Source organism: Pseudomonas sp. EB271-G4-1 (assembly GCF_058791355.1).
In genome coordinates this window covers 56,807-81,100 of record NZ_JBYTEO010000029.1, presented here as the reverse complement: position 1 = coordinate 81,100, position 24,294 = coordinate 56,807, and the positions used below count along the sequence as shown (strand labels likewise).

General features: G+C 59.3%; 25 protein-coding genes. 17 read left to right on the top strand and 8 right to left on the bottom strand.

What is annotated here, in order from left to right:
* Window positions 1–3: 3 nt before the first annotated feature.
* Both AC3WWR_RS16385 and AC3WWR_RS16380 read right to left on the bottom strand, forming a co-directional pair.
* Window positions 4–528: a KdsC family phosphatase gene (locus AC3WWR_RS16385; RefSeq protein WP_020796644.1), complete on the bottom strand. Its 525-nt coding sequence runs from the start codon at window positions 526–528 to the stop codon at window positions 4–6.
* Window positions 528–1,502: a KpsF/GutQ family sugar-phosphate isomerase gene (locus AC3WWR_RS16380; protein WP_020796645.1), complete on the bottom strand. Its 975-nt coding sequence runs from the start codon at window positions 1,500–1,502 to the stop codon at window positions 528–530. Before AC3WWR_RS16380 ends, AC3WWR_RS16385 begins: the two co-directional genes overlap by 1 nt.
* Window positions 1,503–1,776: 274 nt before the next feature.
* On the opposite strand from AC3WWR_RS16380, the gene AC3WWR_RS16375 reads away from it, so the two are divergent.
* From AC3WWR_RS16375 to hisC, 10 genes are all read left to right on the top strand, one after another.
* A complete protein-coding gene (locus AC3WWR_RS16375; protein ID WP_020796646.1) occupies window positions 1,777–2,586 on the top strand; it encodes an ATP-binding cassette domain-containing protein in 810 nt (269 codons plus the stop codon).
* A complete protein-coding gene (gene mlaE / locus AC3WWR_RS16370; RefSeq protein WP_020796647.1) occupies window positions 2,586–3,383 on the top strand; it encodes a lipid asymmetry maintenance ABC transporter permease subunit MlaE in 798 nt (265 codons plus the stop codon). Before AC3WWR_RS16375 ends, mlaE begins: the two co-directional genes overlap by 1 nt.
* Window positions 3,383–3,850 carry an outer membrane lipid asymmetry maintenance protein MlaD gene (mlaD, locus tag AC3WWR_RS16365; RefSeq protein ID WP_008054374.1) on the top strand — a complete coding sequence of 156 codons (468 nt, stop codon included), beginning with the start codon at window positions 3,383–3,385 and terminating at the stop codon, window positions 3,848–3,850. The genes mlaE and mlaD overlap by 1 nt, the downstream gene beginning before the upstream one ends.
* Window positions 3,851–3,861: 11 nt before the next feature.
* A complete protein-coding gene (locus AC3WWR_RS16360) occupies window positions 3,862–4,515 on the top strand; it encodes an MlaC/ttg2D family ABC transporter substrate-binding protein (RefSeq protein ID WP_020796648.1) in 654 nt (217 codons plus the stop codon).
* A complete protein-coding gene (locus tag AC3WWR_RS16355; RefSeq protein WP_033044847.1) occupies window positions 4,512–4,817 on the top strand; it encodes an STAS domain-containing protein in 306 nt (101 codons plus the stop codon). The genes AC3WWR_RS16360 and AC3WWR_RS16355 overlap by 4 nt, the downstream gene beginning before the upstream one ends.
* A gap of 114 nt (window positions 4,818–4,931) precedes the next feature.
* Window positions 4,932–5,171: a BolA family protein gene (locus tag AC3WWR_RS16350; RefSeq protein WP_020796650.1), complete on the top strand. Its 240-nt coding sequence runs from the start codon at window positions 4,932–4,934 to the stop codon at window positions 5,169–5,171.
* Between the two features lie 22 nt (window positions 5,172–5,193).
* The gene (gene murA / locus AC3WWR_RS16345; RefSeq protein WP_020796651.1) at window positions 5,194–6,459 is read left to right on the top strand and encodes a UDP-N-acetylglucosamine 1-carboxyvinyltransferase; all 1,266 of its coding nucleotides are present in this window, start codon (window positions 5,194–5,196) and stop codon (window positions 6,457–6,459) included.
* Window positions 6,460–6,586: 127 nt separating this feature from the next.
* Window positions 6,587–7,222, top strand: a complete 636-nt coding sequence (gene hisG / locus AC3WWR_RS16340) for an ATP phosphoribosyltransferase (protein ID WP_008018703.1) — start codon at window positions 6,587–6,589, stop codon at window positions 7,220–7,222.
* A 125-nt stretch (window positions 7,223–7,347) separates the two neighbouring features.
* On the top strand, window positions 7,348–8,673 hold the full coding sequence (gene hisD / locus AC3WWR_RS16335) for a histidinol dehydrogenase (RefSeq protein ID WP_020796652.1): 1,326 nt from the start codon (window positions 7,348–7,350) through the stop codon (window positions 8,671–8,673).
* 1 nt (window position 8,674) lies between these two features.
* Window positions 8,675–9,727, top strand: a complete 1,053-nt coding sequence (hisC, locus tag AC3WWR_RS16330; RefSeq protein WP_492598881.1) for a histidinol-phosphate transaminase — start codon at window positions 8,675–8,677, stop codon at window positions 9,725–9,727.
* A 61-nt stretch (window positions 9,728–9,788) separates the two neighbouring features.
* On the opposite strand, the gene algW is transcribed toward hisC, so the two are convergent.
* Complete coding sequence (algW, locus tag AC3WWR_RS16325; protein WP_020796654.1) at window positions 9,789–10,949, bottom strand: Do family serine endopeptidase AlgW; 1,161 nt, start codon at window positions 10,947–10,949, stop codon at window positions 9,789–9,791.
* Window positions 10,950–11,052: 103 nt separating this feature from the next.
* Between algW and AC3WWR_RS16320 the strand changes: the two genes are divergently transcribed.
* The 4 genes from AC3WWR_RS16320 (at window position 11,053) to AC3WWR_RS16305 (ending at window position 16,248) form a co-directional block, all read left to right on the top strand.
* Window positions 11,053–11,811 (top strand): Nif3-like dinuclear metal center hexameric protein, encoded by a 759-nt coding sequence (locus AC3WWR_RS16320; RefSeq protein ID WP_248678167.1) that lies wholly within the window; start codon window positions 11,053–11,055, stop codon window positions 11,809–11,811.
* Window positions 11,812–12,061: 250 nt separating this feature from the next.
* A complete protein-coding gene (gene cysD, locus AC3WWR_RS16315) occupies window positions 12,062–12,979 on the top strand; it encodes a sulfate adenylyltransferase subunit CysD (protein WP_020796656.1) in 918 nt (305 codons plus the stop codon).
* A gap of 9 nt (window positions 12,980–12,988) precedes the next feature.
* The gene (cysN, locus tag AC3WWR_RS16310) at window positions 12,989–14,887 is read left to right on the top strand and encodes a sulfate adenylyltransferase subunit CysN (protein WP_020796658.1); all 1,899 of its coding nucleotides are present in this window, start codon (window positions 12,989–12,991) and stop codon (window positions 14,885–14,887) included.
* Window positions 14,888–15,177: 290 nt separating this feature from the next.
* Entirely contained in the window at window positions 15,178–16,248 is a 1,071-nt protein-coding gene (locus AC3WWR_RS16305; protein WP_492598880.1) for a YopJ family acetyltransferase, read from the top strand.
* A 114-nt stretch (window positions 16,249–16,362) separates the two neighbouring features.
* On the opposite strand, the gene yihG is transcribed toward AC3WWR_RS16305, so the two are convergent.
* Genes yihG through AC3WWR_RS16290 form a run of 3 tightly spaced genes read right to left on the bottom strand, consistent with a single transcriptional unit; the run spans window position 16,363 to window position 19,752 of the window.
* Window positions 16,363–17,265: a 1-acylglycerol-3-phosphate O-acyltransferase, YihG family gene (yihG, locus tag AC3WWR_RS16300; protein WP_492598879.1), complete on the bottom strand. Its 903-nt coding sequence runs from the start codon at window positions 17,263–17,265 to the stop codon at window positions 16,363–16,365.
* On the bottom strand, window positions 17,266–19,365 hold the full coding sequence (gene pta / locus AC3WWR_RS16295; protein WP_020796661.1) for a phosphate acetyltransferase: 2,100 nt from the start codon (window positions 19,363–19,365) through the stop codon (window positions 17,266–17,268). It lies immediately after the preceding gene.
* 60 nt (window positions 19,366–19,425) lie between these two features.
* Window positions 19,426–19,752, bottom strand: a complete 327-nt coding sequence (locus AC3WWR_RS16290; RefSeq protein ID WP_042955296.1) for a DUF3565 domain-containing protein — start codon at window positions 19,750–19,752, stop codon at window positions 19,426–19,428.
* Here AC3WWR_RS16290 and AC3WWR_RS16285 point away from each other — a divergent pair.
* From AC3WWR_RS16285 to AC3WWR_RS16275, 3 genes are all read left to right on the top strand, one after another.
* Window positions 19,721–20,206 (top strand): FKBP-type peptidyl-prolyl cis-trans isomerase, encoded by a 486-nt coding sequence (locus AC3WWR_RS16285; protein ID WP_008054392.1) that lies wholly within the window; start codon window positions 19,721–19,723, stop codon window positions 20,204–20,206. The genes AC3WWR_RS16290 and AC3WWR_RS16285 overlap by 32 nt on opposite strands.
* A gap of 122 nt (window positions 20,207–20,328) precedes the next feature.
* Complete coding sequence (locus AC3WWR_RS16280) at window positions 20,329–20,811, top strand: glutathione peroxidase (RefSeq protein WP_020796663.1); 483 nt, start codon at window positions 20,329–20,331, stop codon at window positions 20,809–20,811.
* Window positions 20,812–21,027: 216 nt separating this feature from the next.
* Window positions 21,028–22,131, top strand: coding sequence for an NADH:flavin oxidoreductase (locus tag AC3WWR_RS16275; protein ID WP_492598878.1), 1,104 nt, complete (start codon window positions 21,028–21,030; stop codon window positions 22,129–22,131).
* 118 nt (window positions 22,132–22,249) lie between these two features.
* Here AC3WWR_RS16275 and AC3WWR_RS16270 read toward each other — a convergent pair whose 3' ends face one another.
* Both AC3WWR_RS16270 and cysZ read right to left on the bottom strand, forming a co-directional pair.
* On the bottom strand, window positions 22,250–23,449 hold the full coding sequence (locus AC3WWR_RS16270) for a glycosyltransferase family 4 protein (protein ID WP_492598877.1): 1,200 nt from the start codon (window positions 23,447–23,449) through the stop codon (window positions 22,250–22,252).
* A gap of 40 nt (window positions 23,450–23,489) precedes the next feature.
* Window positions 23,490–24,242, bottom strand: coding sequence for a sulfate transporter CysZ (gene cysZ, locus AC3WWR_RS16265; protein ID WP_020796667.1), 753 nt, complete (start codon window positions 24,240–24,242; stop codon window positions 23,490–23,492).
* Window positions 24,243–24,294 lie beyond the last annotated feature (52 nt).

Here is a 24,294-nt window from a genome sequence, read left to right as displayed (position 1 = left end):
GGCTCACAGGTACGCGGCATTGGCCGCATCGAGGCGGCCCTGGGCGCGCAGGATCAATTCGCAGAACTCGCGGGCAGCACCTTCGCCGCCACGGGCCAGGGTGATGCCATGTGCGTGTTCGCGCACGAAGCTGGCGGCGTTGGCCACTGCCATGCCCAGGCCGACGCGGCGGATCACCGGCAGGTCCGGCAGGTCGTCACCGAGGTAGGCGACCTGTTCATAGCTTAGGCCGAGTTGCGCAAGAAGCTCGTCGAGTACCACCAGTTTGTCTTCGCGGCCCTGGTACAGGTGGGGAATGCCGAGGTTCTTCGCGCGTCGTTCGACTACCGGGGTTTTGCGGCCGCTGATGATCGCGGTCTGTACGCCGGCGGCCATCAGCATCTTGATGCCCTGGCCGTCGAGGGTGTTGAACGTCTTGAATTCGCTACCGTCTTCGAGGAAGTACAGGCGCCCGTCGGTCAGGACGCCGTCGACGTCGAACACCGCCAGTTTGATCTGTTGGCCGCGTTGCAGCAGGTCCGTGCTCATTACATTACTCCCGCACGCAGCAAGTCGTGCATGTTCAGGGCACCGACCGGGCGATCTTCGCTGTCGACCACGACCAGCGCGTTGATTTTGTGATCTTCCATTATTTTCAGGGCCTCGGCGGCGAGCATTTCGGAACGGGCCGTCTTGCCATGGGCCGTCATGACCTGATCAATAGTGGCGGTGTGGATGTCGATGCTGCGGTCCAGCGTGCGGCGTAAATCACCATCGGTGAAGATCCCGGCCAGCTTGCCGTCGGCCTCCATTATCACGGTCATGCCCAGGCCCTTGCGGGTCATTTCCATCAGCGCATCCTTGAGCAGGGTGCCGCGTTGTACCTGCGGCAGCTCTTGCCCGGCGTGCATGACGTCTTCCACTTTCAGCAGCAGGCGTCGGCCCAGCGCACCGCCCGGATGGGAAAAGGCGAAATCCTCAGCGGTAAAACCGCGAGCTTCCAGCAGCGCGACGGCGAGGGCGTCACCCATGACCAGTGCCGCGGTCGTCGACGAGGTGGGCGCCAGGTTCAATGGGCAGGCCTCGTGGTCGACCTGTACATTCAGGTTGACCTCTGCCGCCTTGGCCAGCGGCGAGTCGGGCTTGCCCGTCATGCTGATCAGCTGGATGCCCAGGCGCTTGATCAGCGGCAGCAGGGTGATGATTTCATTGGTCGAGCCGGAGTTCGACAGTGCCAGGATGATGTCATCACGGGTAATCATGCCCATGTCGCCATGGCTGGCTTCGGCCGGGTGCACGAAAAAGGCCGTGGTACCGGTACTGGCCAGGGTGGCGGCGATCTTGTTGCCGATGTGCCCCGATTTGCCCATGCCGACCACGACGACGCGGCCTTTGCTGGCCAGAATCATTTCGCAGGCGCGCACGAAATCCTTGTCGATACGGGGCAGCAAGCTTTTTACGGCTTCCAGTTCGAGGCGAATGGTGCGTTGTGCTGACTTGATCAGGTCGCTGGATTGGCTCATTTTGAAAATGTTTGGCCTGATGAAAAGGCGGCGATTATAGCCGGTATGGTTGAAACCCTCACGCAAGTTCGCTGCCCATCGTCATCTGTTGTTACCGAATCCCCTCTAGATGGAGCTTTCTGGCTGTCATGTCGCTGAACATGGTCTGGCATTGGCCTTGGGCGCGTGACGCTTGCAGTGATATAGTTCGCCGCCAGTTCGGCCCGCCCAGGAGTATGTGCTTTTGTCAGGAAGCCCGGCGTCCGAGTGTGAGGCTGCATCGCAAGGAGTTTAGATGAGTGCCGATAACGCCTACGCGGTCGAGCTGAAGGGACTGACCTTCAAGCGCGGTGCGCGCAGCATTTTCAATAACATTGATATCCGCATCCCGCGCGGCAAGGTCACCGGCATCATGGGGCCTTCCGGGTGTGGCAAGACCACGCTGTTGCGCTTGATGGGCGCGCAGTTGCGGCCTGCCAGTGGCGAAGTATGGGTCAATGGTCAGAACCTGCCGGCGTTGTCGCGCAGTGATCTGTTCGATGCACGCAAGCACATGGGTGTGCTGTTTCAGAGTGGCGCACTGTTTACCGACCTCGATGTCTTCGAGAACGTCGCGTTTCCGTTGCGCGTTCACACCGAGCTGCCCGAAGAAATGATCCGCGACATCGTCCTGCTCAAATTGCAGGCCGTGGGATTGCGCGGTGCGATCGACCTGATGCCCGACGAACTGTCCGGCGGCATGAAGCGTCGTGTCGCACTGGCGCGGGCGATTGCGCTCGATCCGCAGATTCTCATGTATGACGAGCCCTTCGTCGGCCAGGACCCCATTGCCATGGGCGTGCTGGTGCGCCTGATCCGCTTGCTCAACGATGCGCTGGGCATTACCAGTATCGTGGTTTCCCATGACCTGGCCGAAACCGCCAGCATCGCCGACTACATCTATGTCGTGGGCGACGGGCAGGTGTTGGGGCAGGGCTCGCCCGACGAGCTGATGAACTCGGACGATCCGCGTATCCGTCAATTCATGACAGGCGAGCCCGACGGTCCGGTCCCCTATCACTTTCCAGCGACGGATTACCGCGCAGATCTCCTGGGGAAGCGTTGATGCGCAAGATTTCACTTTTGGAAAGGGTGCGCCGGTTCGGCCAGGGCGGCATCGACGTGCTGGCGGTGTTCGGGCGCTCTTCGCTGTTTCTGTTTCACGCACTGCTGGGGCGTGGTGGCATCGGTGGCGGGTTTGGCCTGCTGGTCAAGCAACTGCATTCGGTGGGCGTGATGTCCCTGGTGATCATCGTGGTCTCCGGGATATTCATCGGCATGGTGCTGGCGCTGCAAGGCTTCAACATCCTGTCCAGCTACGGTTCGGAGCAGGCGGTGGGGCAGATGGTGGCGCTGACGCTGCTGCGTGAGTTGGGGCCGGTGGTCACGGCATTGCTGTTCGCCGGGCGTGCCGGTTCGGCACTGACCGCGGAAATCGGCAACATGAAGTCCACCGAACAGCTCTCCAGCCTGGAGATGATCGGGGTGGACCCGCTCAAGTACATCATTGCCCCGCGCCTGTGGGCCGGCTTCATTTCCTTGCCGGTGCTGGCGATGATCTTCAGCGTGGTGGGTATCTGGGGCGGTTCCTGGGTGGCCGTCGACTGGCTGGGCGTGTATGAAGGCTCCTACTGGTCGAACATGCAGAACAGCGTGACCTTTGTCGACGATGTGCTCAACGGCATCATCAAAAGCATTGTCTTCGCCTTTGTCGTGACCTGGATCGCCGTATTCCAAGGCTATGACTGTGAACCCACTTCAGAGGGGATCAGTCGTGCCACTACCAAGACCGTGGTGTATGCCTCTTTGGCTGTGCTCGGCCTGGACTTTATTCTGACCGCCTTGATGTTTGGAGATTTCTGATGCAAAACCGCACCCTGGAAATCGGTGTCGGCCTTTTCTTGCTGGCTGGCATCCTGGCTTTGCTGTTGCTGGCGTTGCGGGTCAGTGGACTGTCCCCGAGCCCGAGCACCGAAACCTATAAACTTTATGCGTATTTCGACAATATCGCCGGTTTGACTGTCAGAGCTAAAGTGACCATGGCCGGTGTGACCATCGGCAAGGTCACGGCAATCGATCTGGATCGCGACAGTTTCACCGGTCGGGTAACCATGCAACTGGAGAAGCGCGTAGATAACCTACCGGCAGATTCCACTGCATCTATCCTGACCGCTGGCCTGTTGGGCGAGAAGTACATCGGCATCAGTGTGGGCGGGGAAGAGGCCCTGCTCAAGGATGGCGGGACCATCCACGACACCCAGTCGTCGCTGGTGCTCGAGGACCTGATCGGTAAATTCCTGCTCAATACCGTTAGCAAAGACGCCAAATGAGGAGCTTTTGAATGATCTCTACCTTACGACGTGGCCTGTTGGTTTTGCTCGCGGCCTTGCCGATGATGGCCCATGCCGTGGCGGCGCCTAGCGCGCACGAGCTGGTCCAGGACACCACCAACCGGCTGCTGGCCGACCTGGCCGCCAACAAAGAGAAGTACAAGCAGGATCCGCAGGACTTCTACGCGGCGCTCAACAGCATTGTCGGGCCTGTAGTGGATGCCGAAGGTATTTCAAAGAGCATCATGACGGTCAAGTACTCGCGCAAGGCGACCCCTGCGCAGATGAAGACCTTTGAAGAAAACTTCAAGAAGGGTCTGTTCCAGTTCTATGGCAATGCCTTGCTTGAGTACAACAACCAGGGCATCACCGTTGATCCTGCCAAGGACGAGTCGGGCAACCGTACGAGCGTCGGCATGACAGTCAAGGGCAGCAACGGCGCGATCTATCCTGTGTCCTACACACTGGAAAAGATCGGCGGCGAGTGGAAGCTGCGCAACGTCATCATCAACGGTATCAACATTGGCAAGCTGTTCCGTGATCAGTTCGCTGATGCGATGCAGCGCAATGGCAACGACCTGGACAAAACCATCAATGGTTGGGCCGGGGAAGTCGCCAAGGCCAAGGAAACCGCTGAGCAATCCACCGAGAAACAGACCCAATGAGTGAGGCGGCGGTCCAGATGGACGACGCCGGCGAGCTGCGGCTCAGCGGTGTGCTGGATTATCGCACCGGCCCTCAATTGCGCGAGCAGGGGCAGGCGCTGATCAAGGCCAGCAAGGCTGCGGCCGTGGTAGTCGATTGTTCGGCGGTGGAGAAATCCAGCAGCGTCGGTCTGTCGTTGCTGTTGTGTTTCATGCGAGATGCCCAGGCGGCCGGCAAGGCGCTGAGCATCCGCGGGATGCCAGAAGACATGCGCGAAATCGCTCAGGTCAGTGAACTGACTGAGCTGTTGGCGCATCCCTAACCCGCATCTATAAAGAAGCCCCCCGTCAGAGTCCTGCTTCCCGGGGTTCGCAGGCGCGGGGCTTTTTTGTATGATGTCCGACCCGCGCGCACAGGGCGCCGATTGAGGTTGAGCATGCAGGCCAACGAAGTGAAGAGCTTTCTTGAAGGAAAGCTGCCCGGAACGAAGGTAGAAGTCGAGGGCGAAGGCTGCAATTTCCAGCTGAACGTGATTAGCGATGAACTGGCGGCGTTGAGCCCGGTGAAGCGTCAGCAGCAGGTCTATGCCCATTTGAACCCATGGATCACCGATGGCAGCATCCATGCGGTCACTATGAAATTTTTCAGCAGCGCGGCCTGGGCCGAGCGCACCTGAGCCCACGGGCGTAGAGATTCTTATGGATAAATTGATTATTACTGGCGGTGCTCGTCTTGACGGCGAGATCCGCATCTCCGGGGCAAAGAACTCTGCCCTGCCGATCCTGGCGGCTACCCTGCTGTGCGATGGTCCGGTGACCGTTGCCAACCTGCCACACCTGCACGACATCACCACCATGATCGAATTGTTCGGTCGCATGGGGATCGAGCCGGTGATCGACGAGAAACTGGCCGTCGAAATCGATCCGCGGACCATCAAGACCCTGATCGCTCCGTACGAACTGGTTAAGACCATGCGTGCGTCGATCCTGGTGCTGGGCCCGATGGTTGCCCGTTTCGGTGAAGCCGAAGTCGCGTTGCCTGGCGGTTGCGCCATCGGTTCGCGACCGGTGGACCTGCACATCCGTGGCCTGGAGGCCATGGGCGCGATCATCGACGTCGAAGGCGGCTACATCAAGGCCAAGGCGCCAGAAGGCGGCCTGCGCGGTGCGCATTTCTTCTTCGACACCGTCAGTGTGACCGGTACCGAAAACATCATGATGGCTGCAGCCCTGGCCAAGGGACGCAGTGTCCTGGCGAACGCCGCGCGCGAGCCTGAAGTCGTCGACCTGGCGAACTTCCTGAACGCGATGGGTGCCAAGGTTTCCGGCGCTGGTACCGACACCATCACCATCGATGGCGTTGAGCGTCTGCACACCACCACCTACAAGGTGATGCCGGACCGTATCGAAACCGGCACCTACCTGGTGGCCGCAGCCGTGACCGGCGGGCGTGTGAAGGTCAAGGACACCGATCCGACCATTCTCGAAGCCGTGCTGGAGAAACTCCGCGAAGCGGGCGCCGAAATCACCACCGGTGAAGACTGGATCGAGCTGAACATGCACGGCAAGCGGCCTAAAGCCGTGAACGTGCGAACCGCTCCGTACCCGGCGTTCCCGACCGACATGCAGGCGCAGTTCATCTCCCTCAACGCCATTGCCGAAGGCACGGGCGCTGTGATCGAGACGATCTTCGAAAACCGCTTCATGCACGTGTACGAACTGCACCGCATGGGCGCCAAGATCCAGGTCGAGGGCAACACCGCCATCGTTACCGGCACCGAGAAGCTCAAGGGCGCGCCAGTGATGGCCACCGACCTGCGGGCTTCGGCCAGCCTGGTGATTTCGGCGCTGATTGCCGACGGCGATACCCTGATCGACCGCATCTACCACATAGACCGTGGTTACGAGTGCATCGAAGAGAAACTGCAGATGCTGGGCGCCAAGATCCGCCGCGTTCCGGGCTAGTTTCTGCTGCATGGGCGCAGGGACGTGCCCGTTGAATTGTTGTAAGTCGAGCCGGTTTCCGGCTCGATGTGTGTCCGGCGCCATTTGCGACCGGACATGAGTACCTTGATAAGGACTGACGTTTCCCATGTTGACCATCGCACTGTCCAAGGGCCGCATCCTTGACGACACCCTGCCGCTTCTGGCTGAAGCGGGCATCGTGCCGACCGAGAATCCGGACAAGAGTCGCAAGCTGATCATTCCCACGACCCAGGAAGATGTACGCCTGTTGATCGTGCGTGCCACCGACGTGCCGACTTATGTCGAGCATGGTGCCGCCGACCTCGGTGTTGCTGGTAAAGACGTGCTGATGGAATACGGCGGTCAAGGCCTGTACGAGCCATTGGACTTGCAGATTGCCCAGTGCAAGTTGATGACCGCCGGCAAGGTCGGCGCGGTCGAGCCCAAGGGTCGCCTGCGTATCGCCACCAAGTTCGTCAACGTTGCCAAGCGCTACTATGCCGAGCAGGGCCGTCAGGTCGACATCATCAAGCTCTACGGCTCGATGGAGCTGGCTCCGCTGATCGGCTTGGCCGACAAGATTATCGACGTGGTCGACACCGGTAACACGCTGCGGGCCAACGGCCTGGAGCCACAGGATTTCATCGCGGCCATCAGCTCCCGGCTGATCGTCAATAAAGCTTCGATGAAAATGCAGCACGCCCGTATCCAGGCGTTGATCGACACCCTGCGCAAGGCAGTGGAGTCTCGACACCGCGGCTGATTCACCCGCGCGACTTTGAGTTGCGCCGTCTATCCGCCTCATAGCCAGAATTCTCAGGTGCCCAAGCGGATCGAATGTTAGCTTCGGGCGCCTGAGTTTTTTGCCAATCCTATGAGGCTCTCGCTATGACCGCACCGACTGCAATTCGCCGACTCAACGCTGCTGACCCGGATTTCGCACATCATCTGGATCATCTGCTGAGCTGGGAAAGTGTGTCTGACGACTCGGTCAATCAGCGGGTGCTGGACATCATCAAGGCCGTGCGCGAGCGTGGCGATGCCGCGTTGGTGGAGTTCACCCGACAGTTCGACGGGTTGGACGTCGCCTCCATGGCCGACCTGATCCTGCCGCGCGAGCGCCTGGAACTGGCGTTGACCCGCATTACCGTGCCACAGCGCGAGGCCCTGGAAAAAGCCGCGGCCCGCGTACGCAGCTATCACGAGAAGCAGAAGCAGGACTCCTGGAGCTACACCGAAGCTGACGGCACCGTGCTGGGCCAGAAGGTCACGCCGCTCGATCGCGCCGGTCTGTACGTGCCGGGCGGCAAGGCGTCGTACCCTTCTTCCGTGTTGATGAACGCGATTCCGGCCAAGGTTGCCGGTGTGACCGAAGTGGTCATGGTGGTGCCGACCCCGCGCGGCGAAATCAACGAGCTGGTGCTGGCTGCTGCCTGCATCGCGGGCGTTGACCGTGTGTTCACCATCGGTGGCGCCCAAGCTGTTGCCGCGCTGGCTTATGGCACCGAAAGCGTGCCGCAAGTCGACAAAGTGGTTGGCCCGGGCAACATCTATGTCGCCACCGCCAAGCGTCACGTGTTTGGCCAGGTGGGTATCGACATGATTGCCGGCCCGTCCGAGATCCTCGTGGTGTGTGACGGCCTGACTGATCCTGACTGGATCGCCATGGACCTGTTCTCCCAGGCCGAGCATGACGAAGACGCCCAGGCGATCCTGGTCAGCCCGGATGCGGCCTTTCTCGATCAGGTCGCCGCGAGCATTGCCAAACTGATGCCGACCATGGAGCGCGCCGAGATCATCGAAACCTCGATCAACGGCCGTGGTGCGCTGATCCAGGTGCGTGACATGGAGCAAGCCATCGAAGTGGCCAACCGCATCGCGCCGGAGCACCTGGAGTTGTCGGTTGCCGATCCGCAAGCCTGGCTTCCACAGATCCGTCATGCCGGCGCCATCTTCATGGGTCGCCACACCAGCGAAGCACTGGGCGACTACTGCGCAGGCCCGAACCACGTATTGCCGACTTCCGGCACGGCGCGGTTCTCGTCGCCGCTGGGCGTATACGACTTCCAGAAACGTTCGTCGATCATTTTTTGCTCTGAACAGGGCGCGTCCGACCTGGGTAAAACCGCTTCCGTGCTGGCCCGTGGCGAGTCGCTGACTGCCCACGCCCGCAGTGCCGAATACCGCATCATCGACGACAAGCAGGGGAACTGAGATGAGTAAATTCTGGAGCCCGTTCGTCAAGAACCTGGTGCCTTACGTACCGGGCGAGCAGCCAAAGCTGGCGAAACTGGTGAAGCTCAACACCAACGAAAACCCGTACGGTCCATCGCCCAAGGCCTTGGCTGCGATGCAGGCCGAACTGAACGACAATCTGCGCCTGTACCCGGACCCGAACAGCGATCTGCTGAAAAATGCCGTGGCCAAGTACTACGGCGTGCAGAGTAACCAGGTATTTCTCGGCAACGGCTCCGACGAAGTGCTGGCGCACATCTTCCACGGGTTGCTGCAGCACGATCAGCCGCTGCTGTTCCCGGACATCAGCTACAGCTTCTATCCGGTCTATTGCGGGCTGTACGGCATCAAGTTCGATGCGGTGCCGCTCGACGAGCAGTTCCAGATCAATCCTGCGGACTACGCAAAACCGAACGGCGGGATCATTTTCCCCAACCCGAACGCACCGACCGGTTGCCTGTTGGCGCTGGACGCGGTCGAGCAAATCCTCAAGGGCAGCCCGGACTCGGTGGTTGTGGTGGATGAGGCTTACATCGACTTCGGTGGCGAGACGGCAATCACGTTGGTAGACCGTTATCCGAACCTGCTGGTGACCCAGACCCTGTCAAAATCCCGTTCCCTGGCGGGCCTGCGGGTTGGCCTGGCGGTGGGCCATCCGGACCTGATCGAGGCGCTGGAGCGGATCAAGAACAGCTTCAACTCCTATCCGATCGATCGCATGGCGAACGTCGGCGCGGCGGCGGCGTTCGAGGATCGTGAGTACTTCGACAAGACGTGCCGATTGGTCATCGAGAGCCGCGACAAGGTGGTCGCGCAGTTGCAGGCGAAGGGCTTTGAAGTGCTGCCGTCGGCCGCGAACTTCATTTTCGCCCGTCACCCCAAGCACGATGCGGCAGGCCTGGCAGCTAAACTGCGCGAGCAAGGCGTGATCGTCCGGCACTTCAAACAGGAGCGGATTGCCCAATTCCTGCGGATTTCGATCGGCACGCCTGAGCAAAACCAGGCCCTGATCGACGGCCTCGGCGACCTCTAAACCTCCGTCACACTGATCGTTCCCACGCAGAGCGTGGGAACGATCATGTACCTCGACTGCTTTAGTTTTCTTCTTTCTCTTTGACCGGCGCCGGTGGCGGGCGCAAGCCGATTTCCGCCGTGAGCTTGAGTTCCTTGCCGTTGCGCATCACCTCGATCGTGACCTTATCGGTCGGCTTGATCCGCGCGACCTGGTTCATCGAGCGTCGGCCATCGCCAGCCGGTTCGCCGTCGATGCTGAGAATCACGTCGCCCAGTTGCAGGCCGGCTTTCTGCGCCGGACCGTCGCGGAAAATCCCGGCGACGACGATGCCCGGACGCCCCGACAAGCCAAACGACTCCGCCAGTTCCTGGGACAATGGCTGCACTTCAATACCGAGCCAGCCGCGAATCACCTGGCCGTGTTCGATGATCGATTTCATCACTTCCATGGCCAGCTTCACCGGAATCGCGAAGCCAATGCCTTGCGAGCCTCCGGACTTGGAGAAGATCGCCGTGTTGATGCCGGTCAGGTTGCCGTTGGCGTCCACCAGCGCACCGCCGGAGTTGCCGGGGTTGATCGCGGCGTCGGTCTGGATGAAGTCTTCGTAGTTGTTCAGGCCCAGCTGATTACGCCCGGTGGCACTGATGATGCCCATGGTTACGGTCTGGCCGACGCCGAACGGGTTGCCGATGGCGAGGGCCACGTCGCCGATGCGGATGTTGTCCGAGCGGCCGACAGTGATCGAAGGCAGTTTCTTCAGGTCGATCTTGAGGACCGCGAGGTCGGTTTCCGGGTCGCTACCAATCACCCGAGCCAGGGTTTCACGGCCGTCCTTGAGCGCCACCACGATCTGGTCGGCACCGCTGGTCACGTGGTTGTTGGTCAGGATGTAGCCTTCCGGGCTCATGATCACGCCGGAGCCCAGGCTCGACTCCATGCGTTTCTGCTTGGGCGAGTTGTCGCCGAAGAATCGACGAAACTGCGGGTCCTCGAACAGCGGATGATTGGGTTTGTTGATGACTTTGGTGGTGTACAGGTTCACCACCGACGGCGCGGCGGTGGTCACCGCGTCGGAATAGGACACCGGGCCTTGCTGCATATTGGTGGTTTGCGGGGCCTGTTGCAGGTTGACGTCGAGGCTTGGAAGCCCGACCCACTGCGGGTAACGCTGGATGATTAACAGAGCGACAAGCACGCCGGCCAACAGCGGCCAGCCGGAAAAACGCAGCGCCTTGAGCATTAAACACGTCCTGAGAGAGTTGCAGGCGGTATGAGACCGCTCATAATGACGCGCATTATACGAGGCCGCGCGTGCCTCTGAACGGGATATTTAGGAGTCTTTTATGGCCGTCGCCCTGAGCACCCTGGTCGAAGAAGCCGACCGTTACCTCGCTAGTTCGAAAATTGCCGATTACTGCCCCAACGGCCTGCAGGTCGAGGGCCGGCCGCAGGTGATGCGCATCGTCAGCGGCGTTACCGCCAGCCAGGCCTTGCTCGATGCTGCGGTGGAGGCCAACGCGGATCTGGTGCTGGTGCATCACGGCTACTTCTGGAAAGGCGAGAACCCGTGCATCACCGGCATGAAGCAGCGCCGCCTCAAGACCCTGCTCAAGCACGACATCAGCCTGCTGTCCTATCACCTGCCGCTGGACCTGCACCCTGATGTTGGCAACAACGTGCAGTTGGCACGGCAACTGGACATTACCGTCGAAGGTCCGCTGGACCCGGACAACCTGAAGATCGTCGGCCTGGTTGGTTCGTTGAACGAGCCTGCCTCCCCCCGGGATTTCGCCCGCCGTGTGCAAGAAGTCATGGGCCGCGAGCCATTGCTGATTGAAGGCAGCGCAATGATCCGCCGCGTTGGCTGGTGCACCGGTGGCGGTCAGGGCTACATCGACCAGGCGATACTGGCGGGCGTCGATCTGTACCTCAGCGGCGAAGCCTCGGAGCAAACCTTCCACAGCGCCCGTGAAAACGACATCAGCTTCATTGCTGCCGGGCACCACGCCACCGAGCGTTACGGCGTGCAGGCGCTGGGTGATTACCTGGCGAAACGGTTTGCCCTTGAGCACATCTTCATCGATTGCCCGAACCCCATCTGAGAGGCCCCCCTGTAGGAGCTGCCGCAGGCTGCGATCTTTTGATTTTGCTTTTTCAAGATCAAGATCAAAAGATCGCAGCCTGCGGCAGCTCCTACAGAGATGAGTTCGCCGATGAACGCCCAAACAGGCGGGCATATTCATATGCTCTTTCGATCTAGTTCGCGTCCTCATTAGAAGGGGGCGCTGTGCTAGGATTCCCCGCTCGAACACGGCCCGCTGGCCGTTCATAAGAATGTTTTCGTGAGTAGCCATGGTCGACAAACTGACGCATCTGAAACAGCTGGAGGCGGAAAGCATCCACATCATCCGCGAGGTGGCCGCCGAGTTCGACAACCCGGTGATGCTGTACTCCATCGGTAAAGACTCCGCCGTGATGCTGCACCTGGCACGCAAGGCGTTCTTCCCCGGCAAGCTGCCGTTCCCGGTGATGCACGTCGACACCCAGTGGAAATTCCAGGAGATGTACAGGTTCCGCGACAAGATGGTCGCCGAGCTGGGCCTGGACCTGATCACCCATGTGAACCCCGACGGCGTGGCACAAGGCATCAATCCGTTCACCCACGGCAGTGCCAAGCATACCGACATCATGAAGACCGAAGGCCTGAAGCAGGCCTTGGACAAATATGGTTTCGACGCCGCCTTCGGTGGTGCCCGCCGCGACGAAGAGAAGTCTCGCGCCAAAGAGCGTGTGTACTCGTTCCGCGACAGCAAGCACCGCTGGGACCCGAAAAACCAGCGCCCCGAGCTGTGGAACGTCTACAACGGCAAGGTCAACAAGGGCGAATCCATCCGCGTATTCCCGTTGTCGAACTGGACCGAGCTGGACATCTGGCAGTACATCTATCTGGAAGGCATCCCGATCGTCCCGCTGTACTTCGCCGCCGAGCGTGAAGTCATCGAGAAGAACGGCACCCTGATCATGATCGACGACGAGCGCATCCTCGAACACCTGAGCGATGAAGACAAAGCGCGCATCGTCAAGAAGAAAGTGCGGTTCCGTACCCTTGGCTGCTATCCGTTGACGGGCGCGGTGGAGTCCGAGGCCGAAAGCCTCACGGACATCATTCAGGAAATGCTCCTGACGCGAACTTCCGAGCGCCAGGGCCGTGTCATCGACCACGATGGCGCAGGCTCGATGGAAGACAAAAAACGTCAAGGTTATTTCTAAGGGGCTGTCATGTCGCACGCATCTGATTTGATCAGCGAGGACATCCTCGCCTACCTGGGCCAGCACGAACGTAAAGAGCTGCTGCGCTTTTTGACCTGCGGTAACGTCGACGACGGCAAGAGCACCCTGATCGGGCGCCTGCTGCACGACTCCAAGATGATCTACGAAGATCACCTTGAAGCGATTACCCGCGACTCGAAAAAAGTCGGCACCACCGGTGAAGACATCGACCTGGCACTGCTGGTCGATGGCCTGCAGGCCGAGCGTGAGCAAGGCATCACCATCGATGTCGCGTACCGCTATTTCTCCACCGCCAAACGCAAATTCATCATTGCCGACACCCCCGGCCATGAGCAGTACACCCGCAACATGGCCACCGGTGCCTCCACCTGTGACCTGGCGATCATCCTGGTCGACGCCCGCTACGGCGTGCAGACCCAGACCCGTCGCCACAGCTTCATCGCCTCGTTGCTGGGCATCAAGCATATCGTCGTTGCCATCAACAAGATGGACCTCAAGGACTTCGACCAGGGCGTGTTCGAGTCGATCAAGGCTGACTACCTGCAGTTCGCCGAAGGCTTGAAGATGAAGCCCACCACGATGCACTTCGTGCCGATGTCTGCGCTCAAAGGCGACAACGTGGTGAACAAATCCGAGCGCTCGCCGTGGTACACCGGCCAGTCGCTGATGGAAATCCTCGAGACCGTGGAAGTGGCGGGCGACCGCAACTTCACCGACCTGCGTTTCCCGGTGCAATACGTCAACCGTCCAAACCTGAACTTCCGCGGTTTCGCCGGCACCCTGGCCAGCGGCATCGTCAAGAAGGGCGACGAAGTCGTGGTGCTGCCGTCGGGCAAGAGTAGCCGCGTGAAATCCATCGTCACCTTCGAAGGTGAACTGGAGCACGCTGGTCCAGGTCAGGCGGTAACCCTGACCATGGAAGACGAGATTGACATCTCCCGTGGCGACCTGTTGGTGCATGCCGACAACGTGCCGCCAGTCACCGACAGCTTCGAAGCGATGCTGGTGTGGATGGCTGAAGAGCCGATGCTGCCAGGCAAGAAATACGACATCAAGCGCGCCACCAGTTACGTGCCGGGTTCCATCGCCAGCATCGTCAACAAGGTCGACGTGAATACCCTGGAAGAAGGCCCGGCCAGTGCGCTGCAGCTGAACGAAATCGGCAAGGTCAAGATCGCGCTCGACGCGCCGATCGCCCTCGACGGTTACGACAGCAACCGCACCACCGGTGCATTTATCATTATCGACCGCCTGACCAACGGCACCGTCGGTGCCGGCATGATCGTCGCGCAGCCGTTGGCGCATGGCACCAGCACCCACCACGGCAAGCTGGCCCACGTCGCTACCGAAGAGCGCGCGCAGCGCTTTGGCCAGCAACCCGCCACCGTGCTGTTCAGTGGCTTGTCGGGCGCGGGCAAAAGCACCCTGGCTTATGCAGTCGAGCGCAAACTGTTCGACCTGGGTCGTGCGGTGTACGTGCTCGATGGCCAGAACCTGCGTCACGACCTGAACAAAGGTCTGCCGCAGGATCGCGCCGGGCGCACCGAGAACTGGCGTCGTGCCGCGCACGTGGCGCGTCAGTTCAACGAAGCCGGTCTGCTGACCCTGGCAGCGTTCGTTGCTCCGAGTGCCGAAGGTCGTGAACAGGCTCGGGAGCTGATCGGCAAAGAACGCCTGCTGACGGTCTACGTCCAGGCCTCGCCGACGGTCTGTGCCGAACGTGACCCGCAGGGTTTGTACGCGGCGGCCGGGGATAACATCCCGGGCGAGTCCTTCCCGTACGACGTGCCGCTGGATGCCGATCTGGTGATCGACACCCAGTCCGTGTCGCTGGAAGACGGCGTGAAGCAGGTGCTGGAATTGCTGCGCAAGCGTGGCGCGATCTAAAGCAGGAGTAGCGACAAACTTCTAACTGCAATAGAAAACCCGCAGATGAGTGATCGTCTGCGGGTTTTTTTGTGTTTTTGAATCGCCATCGCCAGCAAGCTGCTCCCCATTCTCGCTTTTTGAGCGTTTTTTGTAATCGAAAATCAATAATTTTATTTATACTCAAAAAAACTACCTGCTCCAGGCAAGTCTAGTCATCAATTGATGGCTCTTTAATTTGTGAGGAAGTAAATTTTAAATGGCTGTCGATGAGCTGGCGGCTGAATAGCGCAAATGAAAGGTGCATTACGATGGGTAGGATTAATTCTGGTCATACATTGGCGCAGGCTATATCACTCAAATCAAATCAGAGTGACATCTCATCAAAGACTGTTAGTAAGTTGAGTAAGATAATCAAGGGTGTTCGAAATTGTGGTGATGTGAAGCTCACCCTTAAAACATTAGAGCAAGCAATGCAGCATGTAGACTCGATAAAAAGCACGCCTGCACAGGTGAAAATGCAGAAACTGCTGTTGGCCAACTATCCAGCCGCGGCGCTGGCGTTTGCGGTCAAAACAGTGGAGGCCAACAATCAACCGGATTATCTAATGGGTTACGCCGATGAAAGGTTGATGTCGTCGATGGTCAATGCTGAAAGTAGTTTACATAGAGGCATTGAGCTTAAATATTTTTGCAGTACTGATGACTTAACCAGATTTGTATTGGAAAAAACGGGGCCATACAAAGGGCAAGCCGTTGTGAAGATGGTTAGGAGCAATGAGAAAGCCGAGCCGCATTTTGCTGCTGTTGATATTCGGATCAGTTCTAACGGATTGCGCTCTATGGTGATCTATGAACCTGCATTTTTACACGGCGACAAAAACGCCCCAGTTAATCATGGATTCTCAAGCTTAGTGGAAGGAATTAAATTCCAAACAGAGCACCTGAAGGTGCCAGTCCCTAAAGTGGGGTTTGTTGAGATTAATGGTCAAAAATCACAGTTCGATTGTGCGATTTTTGCCCTCAGCACCGCGATACAAAATTTCAAGGATGAAAGCGTAACGGAGTCCTTGTTGAAACAAATGGATGCTGGTGGTCAGACCATGACCAGATTTTATGATGAAAGTGCATCTGAGTACATAAAAAACATAAGGATAAAGGTGGGTGTCACGCTGCCGTCAAACTTTCATAAGCACGGCCACTCTATATCTACCCTGAAGGAGATGGATGATAGTAGTGTTAATAAAAGAAATGAAAGTGTTAGTCGGCGTGCAGAGCAGTTTAAGGTGCAAAGGGACGGTCGGGCCTACTCAAACTCAATCGAACACAAGCGTATTGATTATTATCAGCATGTTGTCGGGCAACTAAAAAACAACCCGTAGTGTAATCAAACTGCTCGCAACGTACCCTACCCCAGACAGTTACTTGGGGCAGGGTATTCCCGAGGTTTTGCAAACCAGTGCCCAGTCGCAGGTGCTGGGTCGGATTGAATACAGTTACTGCGCTGGATACTCGCGGTGCATCTGCGCAAGCAGAGCATCCTTGTCCTGCCACATCTGGTTGATCCAGCCCTGGAACTGCAGGCGATACTCACCGTCCTGGTCGTAGTTCTTGCCTATGAACTGCGGCGGAATCTTCAGCTCTTCAAAGTGCACCACCACATCCGCAACATTCCCGCACAGCAAATCCCAGAAACCCGGGCGCCCGGCTGGATAATGGATCGTCACGTTGACGATGGATTCCAGTTGTTCACCCATGGCATCTAGCACAAACGCAATCCCACCGGCCTTGGGTTTCAGCAGGTACTTGAACGGCGATTTCTGCTGGGCATGCTTGCCTTCGGTGAAGCGCGTGCCTTCAACGAAATTGAAAATACCCACCGGGTTGTTGCGAAACTTCGCACAAGTCTTGCGCGTGGTTTCCAGGTCCTTGCCTTTCTTCTCCGGGTGCTTTTCCAGGTAGGCCTTGGAGTAGCGCTTCATGAACGGAAAGCCCAGTGCCCACCAGGCCAGGCCGATCACCGGTACCCAGATCAACTCCTGCTTGAGAAAGAACTTCAGCGGCTGGATACGTCGATTGAGCACATATTGCAGCACCAGGATGTCGACCCAGCTCTGGTGATTGCTGGTGACCAGGTACGAGTGTTGATAGTCCAGGCCTTGCAGGCCGCTGACGTGCCAGCGCGTGCGACGGACCAGGTTCATCCAGCCTTTATTGACGCTGATCCAGGCTTCGTGGGTATGGCTCATCAACCAGTGTGCAATGCGTTGGGTGAATGCGAACGGCAGGACCTTGATCAGCGCCACACAGAACAGGAACGAGCACAGCAAAATCGTGTTCAGCGCCAGCAGCAGCGCGGCGATCACGCCGCGCGCCGGGGCAGGTAGAAAATCCAGCATTTACACATCCATAGGTCGGTTGGCCGCCTGAATCGCGGTCAGGGCAATCGTGTAGACGATGTCGTCGACCTGCGCGCCGCGCGGCAGATCGTTCACCGGTTTGCGCAGTCCCTGCAGCATCGGGCCGAGGCTGACGCAGTCGGCGCTGCGCTGTACGGCTTTGTGGGTGGTGTTGCCGGTGTTCAGGTCGGGGAATACGAACACAGTGGCGCGACCGGCCACCTGGCTGTTCGGTGCCAGTTGCCGGGCCACGGTTTCGTTGGCAGCGGCGTCATACTGCAACGGGCCGTCGATCAGCAACGAGTTTTGTTGTTCATGGGCAAGCAACGTCGCCTCGCGTACTTTCTCGACTTCCTCGCCACTGGCTGATTCACCGCTGGAATAACTGATCATCGCCACGCGCGGAGTGATGCCGAATGCCGCCGCCGAGTCTGCGCTTTGCAGGGCAATCTCGGCCAGTTCGACGGCGCTCGGGTGCGGGTTCATCACGCAGTCGCCATAGACCAGCACTTCTTCGGGAAACAGCATGAAGAACACCGACGACACCAAGGTGCAGCCCGGTGCGGTCTTGATCAGTTGCAGTGCCGGGCGGATGGTATTGGCGGTGGAGTGAATGACGCCCGACACCAGGCCGTCGACTTCATCCAGCGCCAGCATCATGGTGCCGATCACCACGGTGTCTTCCAGTTGCTGCTCGGCCATCGGGGCGTTGAGGCTTTTGCTCTTGCGCAGGGCGACCATCGGCTCGACGTAGCGTTCGCGAATCAGGTCAGGGTCGAGAATTTCCAACCCCGGCGGCAGTTCGATGCCTTGCGCGCGGGCCACGGCTTCGACATCTGCAGGCTTGGCCAGCAACACGCAACGGGCAATGCCACGGGCCTGGCAGATGGCGGCGGCTTGTACGGTCAGCGGTTCGCTACCTTCCGGCAGGACGATGCGCTTGTTGGCGGACTGGGCGCGCTGGATCAATTGATAACGGAACACCGCTGGCGACAGGCGCATTTCCCGAGGGGTACCGCAGCGCTGGTGCAGCCAGTTGGCGTCGAGGTGGCTGGCGACGAAATCGGTGATGATTTCTGCGCGCTCGCGGTCGTCGATCGGGATTTCCTTGTTCAAGCCATTGAGCTGGTTGGCGGTGTCATAGGACCCGGTGCTCACCGACAACACGGGCAAGCCCGCCTGCAGGGCGCCGCGACACAAGTCCATGATGCGCGGGTCGGGCAGGGTGTCGCTGGTCAGCAACAGGCCGGCCAGGGGTACGCCGTTCATGGCCGCGAGGCTCACGGCGAGGATGATGTCGTCACGATCGCCAGGGGTCACCACCAGCACGCCGGGCTTGAGCAGCTCCACGGTGTTGCGCATGGTACGCGCGCAAATGATGATCTTGGTCATGCGCCGGGTTTCGTAGTCGCCGGCGTTGAGCACCTGTGCGCCCATCAAGTCCGCCACGTCTCGAGTGCGCGGCGCATTCAGTTCCGGCTGATATGGAATACAACCGAGCAGACGGAAGTCGCCACTGCGCAACAGCGGCGAGTGTTCATTCAGGCGTGCGGCGAAGGCCTCCATGCTTTCCTCGGTCTTGACCTTGTTGAGGATCACGCCGAGGACTTTCGGATCCTTGGGGCCGCCGAACAATTGCGCTTGCAGTTCCACTCGACCAGACAATTCGGTCAGTACTTCGTTTTCCGGTGCCGAAACCAGGATCACTTCGGCATCGAGGCTCTTGGCCAGGTGCAAGTTGACCCGCGCGGCATAGCTGGCGCTGCGGGTCGGGACCATCCCTTCGACGATCAACACATCCTTGCCGATGGCGGCCTGCTGATAAAGGGTGATGATTTCTTCGAGCAACTCATCGAGCTGGCCGTCGCCGAGCATGCGCTCGACATGGGCCAGGCCCAAGGGTTGCGGCGGTTTCAGGCCGTGGGTACGCGCCACCAGCTCGGTGGAGCGTTCAGGGCCGGTGTCACCTGGATGGGGCTGGGCAATCGGCTTGAAAAAGCCAACCTTGAGGCCGGCCCGCTCGAGAGTGCGCACCAGCCCGAGGCTGATGGAGGTCAGGCCCACGCCAAAATCGGTGGGTGCGATAAAAAAAGTTTGCATGCGGATTCTCTAAAGGTGCATGGCAATGGTGCCGGCCTATAACTGGCCAACTACCGAAATTCAGTCGCCAAGGTTATCGCTAACCGAGCCTTGTGCGCACCAACCGCAATCAAAGGGCTGGCCTATTTTTTCCTGGCGCTGCGCAGGGTCCATGACCCAGGCCCGCGATTGCCAGGGTGGCTGATGGCGCAGGTGTTGGGTATGGCCGCACGAAAGCTCGGCCACCCAGTGGCCGTCCTCGTCCTGATGGAAGCCTGTGATCGTCGCACCCCGTCTGTCCGGGTTGTGTTCGCTTTCGGGCGATTGCTTCGCTAAACTGGGTCTTTCTATATTCTTATGCAAAAGGTCTCGCCCCATGCTGATCGCCGCCAATAAGGCTGTCTCCATCGACTATACCCTGACCAACGACGCTGGTGAGGTCATCGACAGCTCCGCCGGCGGCGCGCCGCTGGTCTACCTGCAAGGCGCAGGCAACATCATCCCGGGCCTGGAAAAGGCGCTGGAAGGCAAAGCAGTCGGCGACGAGCTGACCGTAGCCGTTGAACCGGAAGATGCCTATGGCGAGTACGCTGCCGAACTGGTCAGCACCCTGAGCCGCAGCATGTTCGAAGGTGTCGACGAGCTGGAAGTGGGCATGCAGTTCCATGCTTCCGCTCCGGACGGCCAAATGCAGATCGTGACCATCCGCGATCTGGACGGCGACGACGTCACCGTAGACGGCAACCACCCATTGGCGGGTCAGCGCCTGAATTTCCAGGTCAAGATCATCAACATTCGTGATGCCAGCCAGGAAGAAATCGCTCATGGCCACGTCCATGGCGAAGGTGGCCATCACCACTGATTTCTGCGCTAAGCTCAGATAGCTGGAGAGGCGCCCCGAGGGCGCCTTTTTAGTCTGCGGCTGTTCCAGGCGACACCACCAAGTGGCTGTTTCGAGAAGAACACGGGAATCTGGAGTACGTCATGAGTGCTTTTCACGAACTTAATTTGACAGCCCTGGATGGCCAGGTGCTGCCTCTGGCACCTTTCAAGGGGCAAGTCGTGCTGGTGGTCAACGTGGCCTCCAAATGTGGCTTGACGCCACAGTACGCGGCGCTGGAAAACCTCTACCAGCAATACAAAGGTAAAGGCTTCAGCGTGCTGGGCTTGCCATGCAACCAGTTTGCCGGTCAGGAACCCGGTACCGAGCAGGAAATAAAGAACTTCTGCAGCCTCAACTATGGCGTGACCTTTCCGTTGTCCAGCAAGCTGGAAGTCAACGGTCACGAGCGTCACCAGCTGTACAAGTTGCTGGCAGGCGAGGGCGCGGAGTTTCCTGGTGACATCACCTGGAACTTCGAGAAGTTCCTGCTGGGTAAAGATGGTCGTGTGCTGGCGCGGTTTTCACCGCGTACGGCGCCGGATGATCCGAGTGTGGTTCAGGCAATCGAAAAAGCCTTGGCCTGACATACCCCTTCGTAGGAGCCGGCCTGCTGGTGATGGTCGTCAACGATGACGCGCATTGCCTGACACCACGCGGTGTTTTCGTGTCCATCGCCAGCAAGCCGGCTCCTACAACATCCCCCCTTCTGATGTTTAATCACCCATATCAATAGTGCTGTTCAGCGCGTGCAAGCCTCCATATTATAGCCGTCATAAAGTCTATTCCCGTGGAGCGTCCCCATGCCCGTCAAAGCCTTGTTCAAACCGTTCCACCTCGGCACCCTCGAACTGCCGACCCGCGTCGTCATGGCGCCGATGACCCGCTCGTTTTCGCCAGGCGGCGTACCGAATTCCAAAGTGATCGAGTATTACCGCCGTCGCGCTGCGGCCGGCGTGGGCTTGATCATCACCGAAGGCACCACTGTCGGGCACAAGGCTTCCAACGGCTACCCGAACGTTCCGAAGTTCTACGGCGAAGCGGCGCTGACGGGCTGGAAAAAAGTCGTGGATGCGGTTCATGCCGAGGGTGGCAAGATCGTTCCGCAACTGTGGCACGTCGGCAGTGTGCGCCGTATCGGCACCGAGCCGGACGCCAGCGTGCCGGGTTATGGCCCGTCGGAAAAAGTGAAGGACGGTCAGGTCGTGGTTCACGGTATGACCAAGCAGGACATTCAGGACGTGATCGCCGCGTTCGCCCAGGCGGCAAAGGATGCCCAGGGCATTGGCATGGACGGCGTGGAAATCCATGGTGCCCACGGCTACCTGATCGACCAGTTCTTCTGGGAAGGCAGCAACCAGCGCACCGACGAATACGGCGGTAGCCTGGCCAACCGTTCGCGTTTCGCCATTGAATTGATTCAGGCCACGCGTGCAGCGGTCGGCGAAGGTTTCCCGATCATCTTCCGTTTCTCCCAGTGGAAGCAGCAGGACTACACCGCGCGCCTGGTGCAAACACCTGAGGCGTTGGGCGAATTCCTCAAGCCATTGTCCGATGCCGGGGTGGATATTTTCCACTGTTCGACACGCCGTTTCTGGGAGCCGGAGTTCGACGGTTCCGAGCTGAACCTGGCGGGCTGGGCCCGCAAGCTCACTGGCAAGCCGACCATCACCGTAGGCAGCGTAGGCCTGGACGGTGAGTTCCTGCAGTTCATGGTCAACACCGACAAGGTGGCGCAGCCGGCCAGCCTGGAAAAACTGCTGGAGCGCCTGAACAACGACGAGTTCGATCTGGTGGCGGTCGGCCGTGCACTGTTGGTGGACCCCGACTGGGCGCAGAAAGTACGTGACGGTCGCGAGGAAGACATCCTGCCGTTCAGTCGTGAGGCGTTGATGACGCTGGTTTAAGCGGCGTCTGGAAGAATGCTTTCACGAGCAGGCTCGCTCCCACAGTGGTTATGCGTTGTACACAAAACCTGTGGGAGCGAGCCTGCTCGCGAAGACTGACTGAATGGCACCCAATATCTCAGGGCAGAGTCGGTGCATTCGGCACCACCACCTCCCCAACACAGGCCCCCCGCAACTGCCCCTCGAATTGCTCGACAATCGCCGCCCACCCTTGCCGACTGGCATGCTGGCGCGCATTGAGCCGCACACAGCGCAAGGTTTCGCGCTTCTCCAGCAACCACGTCGCGGCATCACAAAATGCCGCTTCATCCCCCGGCATCGCCAGCACGCCGTTGTAGCCATGACGAATATGCTGCGCCGCTGCCGCCTGGTCGTAAGCCACCACCCCCAGTCCAGAGGCCAATGCCTCAAGCACCACATTGCCGAAGGTCTCGGTCAGGCTTGGGAACAGAAACACATCCCCGGACGCATAGTGACTGGCCAGGGCTTCACCGCGTTGTGTCCCGCAGAAAATCGCCTCGGGTAACTCGCTTTCCATCAGCTGTCGTTGCGGACCATCGCCCACCACGATCAGTTTCAGAATGCGCTGTGGATAAGTGGCCTTGAGCGTGTCGAAACAGCGTTTGAGCAAACCGAGGTTTTTCTCCGGTGCCAAACGGCCTACATGGATAACGGCAATGTCCTTCTCGCCCAGCCCCCATTGCTCACGCAGCGCATTCAAGCGTTTGCTTGGGTGAAACAGCTGGCTGTCGACGCCGCGGGACAGCAATGCCAGGCGCTCGAAATGCCGACGTTCCAGCTCCATGCGCTGGCTGACACTGGGCACCAGCGTCAGGTTCGAGCGATTGTGGAACCAACGCAGGTAATGGGTCAGCAATCGAGTCAGCATGCCGAATCCATACTGGCTGGAGTACTGCTGGAAGTTGGTGTGAAAGCCGCTCACCACTGAAATACCCAGGCGTCGTGCCGCGCGCAATGCCGACAATCCCAAAGGACCCTCGGTGGCGATGTACAGCACATCCGGGCGATGACGCTTCCAGCGCCGCAGCAGCTTGTGCATCGACGACTGCCCCCATTGCAATCCGGGATAGCCCGGCAGCGGCCAGCCCCGGCACAGCAACAACTCATCGTCACTGCTCGCCGATTGATCGCAACCCTGGCGTGGTCGCACCAATTCCACCTGGTGCCCGCGCGCGCGCAAACCGTCGCACAGGCGGCCAAGGGTATTGGCCACGCCATTGATTTCCGGAGGGAAGGTTTCGGTGATCAGGGTGATATGCAGGGCTGTCGTCATGGCCCCAGTGTCGGCTGAGGCCATGTCGGCGTTGTGACGACGAGATGATGGATTTGTGACCGATCTAGCGTTGGGTCACCAGATTCTCCGCCCCACGCTCGCGCACCCAGAACAAAGTCGCCCCGGCCACCGCCGCCGGCATCATCAGGATGTTGACCACCGGAATCAGCAGCACCAAGTAAACACTCCCGCCGAAACTCATGCTCTGCCAGCGCTTTTCGCGCAACCAGGCGAGCATCTCGTTCCACCCAAGCTTGTGGTTGTCCGCCGGGTAGTCGATGTACTGGATCGCCATCATCCACACGCCGAACACCAGCCACAGCGGTGCCGCGATGATGTTCACCACCGGGATGAACGAAAGAATGAACAACCCGAGCGCCCGGGGCAGGAAATACCCGAGCTTGCGCATTTCCCGTGCGAGGGTACGGGGGATCATGGCGATCAGCTCACCCCAGCTGAAGGCCGGGAAGTCGTCGGTGCCGCGCACCACCACTTCGACTTTCTCTGCGAGAAAACCATTGAACGGCGCAGCGATGACGTTGGCCAGCATGGTGAAGGTGAAGAACACCATCAACACCACCAGCACGACGAAAATCGGCCACAGGATGTAACTGAGAAAACTCAGCCACTCGGGCAGGGACGGCATCAGTGTATCGACCCACAGACTGAACTGATGGCCGGCCAGGTAGATCAATCCGACGAACAGCACCAGGTTGATTGCCAGCGGTAACAATACGAACAAACGCAAACTGGGGCTCAGGACCAGCTTGAGGCCTTCGCGCAAGTATTGCGGGCCGGACAGAACAGGGGCGGGCATAACAGGCTCCGGGCAGTGGGAAACGCGCCGACCTTACCGGCTTTGCCTGACC